Origin of the sequence: uncultured Thiodictyon sp. (assembly GCF_903828115.1) — a bacterium.
Lineage (GTDB): Bacteria > Pseudomonadota > Gammaproteobacteria > Chromatiales > Chromatiaceae > Thiodictyon.
On record NZ_CAIKKU010000104.1, the window covers coordinates 1 to 1,741 of the forward strand.

Here is a 1,741-nt window from a genome sequence, read left to right on the forward strand (position 1 = left end):
GTCGTTGTCGTAATCGAAGAAGCGATGCAATTTGGCGGGTGAGAGAATTCGTGGCGCTACGATAACCTCGACAACGACAACGACAACGACAATGACAACGACATCCGTGTTTCCGTGAGGGGGTTTCTTGGAATACGGGCAGCTAGGCTGGGGCGAGCCGTTGGGCCCAAGCCTGGGCGGCGGCGATGACGGCCTCCTGGTCGAGACTGGTGGGTGCGCCGTCGCGGATCACCTGACGCCCCTGCACCCACACCTGGCGAACCTGATGGCGCCCGGCCGCATAGACCAGGTGCGAGACGGCGCGGTAGAGCGGCTGGGTGTTGGCGTCACGCAGATCGAGCGCCACCAGGTCGGCCGCCTTGCCGGGCTCGATGGACCCGATCTCGCGCTCCAGACCCAGGGCGCGCGCGCCGTTGAGGGTCGCCATGCGCAGGGCCGCCGCCGCCGGGAGCGCCGCGGCCGAGCCCGCGACCCCCTTGGCGAGCAGGGCCGCGGTGCGCATCTCAGCCAGCAGATCGAGGTCGTTGTTGCTGGCGGCCCCATCGGTGCCCAGGGCCACGTTCACGCCGGCCGCGAGCAGCCGGGCGACCGGGCAGAAGCCGCTGGCGAGCTTGAGGTTGGACTCCGGGCAGTGCACCACATGGGCCCCGGCGGCGGCCAGGTGCTCGATCTCCGCGTCGTCCAGTTGGGTCATGTGCGCCGCCACCAGCCCGGGTCCGACCAGACCCAGGGCCTCCAGGCGCGCCAGCGGGCGCGCCCCGTGGTCGCGCAGCGACGCGACCACCTCGTCGCGGGTCTCGTGCAGGTGGATATGGACCGGCACCTCCAACTCGTCGGCCAGGGTGCGGATCCGCTCCAGGGGCGCGTCGGACACCGCATAGGGCGAGTGGGGGGCGAAGCCGATGCGGATCAGGGGATGGTCGCGGTAGTGCGCATGCAGCGCCAGACCCTTGGCGATATAGGCGTCGGCGCCGTCCGCGTAGCCGGTGGGAAGGTCAACCACGATCATGCCGATCAGCGCCCGCATCCCGGCGTCCGCCGCCACCTGCGCGGTCACCTCCGGGTAGAAATACATGTCATTGAAGCAGGTGACGCCGCCGCGCAGCATCTCCAACACGGCCAGCCGACTGCCGTCACCGACGAAACGCGGGTCCACCCGGCGTGTCTCGGTGGGCCAGATATAGCCGTGGAGCCAGGTCATGAGGGGCAGGTCATCGGCCAACCCGCGCATCAGGGTCATGGCCGCATGGGTGTGGGCATTCACCAGGCCCGGGATCAGCACATGACCGGGCAACTCCAGCACCCGTGCGGCCGTGATCGACCGGCGGGCCTCCGGGGCGGGCAGGACGGCGAGGATACGACCGTCCGCCACTGCCACCGCATGGTCGCGCAACTCGCGGTCCTGCGCGTCCACGGGGAGCAGCCACTGGGGGAAGATCAGGAGGTCGGCATGCATGGGTCGGGGCCTATGGCAGCGGGTGCGGATCGGCGACACTAGCCGCCATCATCCTACCCGTAGCGCCCGTGGAAACCAATCTTGGCGCGGCCCGGCGGCGAAGCCCATGGTCTGCGCCTCGGTAAGGCGTTGATTGCTGAGTGTGGCCTTGATCATAATCGTGCGACACGAAGTCGCGTAAGTAATTGTTCTACTGGAAGTCTCTATATGGCGACCTGATGGAACCGACGGTTTCTCCCGTCGTAGCCTAGGAGCACATGCGAGACTGGTAACGGTCCGGTGTGA

The 1,741-nt window shown here is 67.9% G+C and carries 1 protein-coding gene; it reads right to left on the reverse strand.

Features of this window, described 5'->3' with window-relative positions:
- Nucleotides 1–142: 142 nt before the first annotated feature.
- On the reverse strand, nucleotides 143–1,456 hold the full coding sequence (locus tag QZY48_RS03855; RefSeq protein WP_295427966.1) for a TRZ/ATZ family hydrolase: 1,314 nt from the start codon (nucleotides 1,454–1,456) through the stop codon (nucleotides 143–145).
- Nucleotides 1,457–1,741 lie beyond the last annotated feature (285 nt).

What these genes read in the sequence shown, in the direction of transcription:
- QZY48_RS03855 (WP_295427966.1), bottom strand. Translation starts at nt 1,456, where the DNA reads ATGCATGCCGACCTCCTGATCTTCCCCCAGTGGCTGCTCCCCGTGGAC.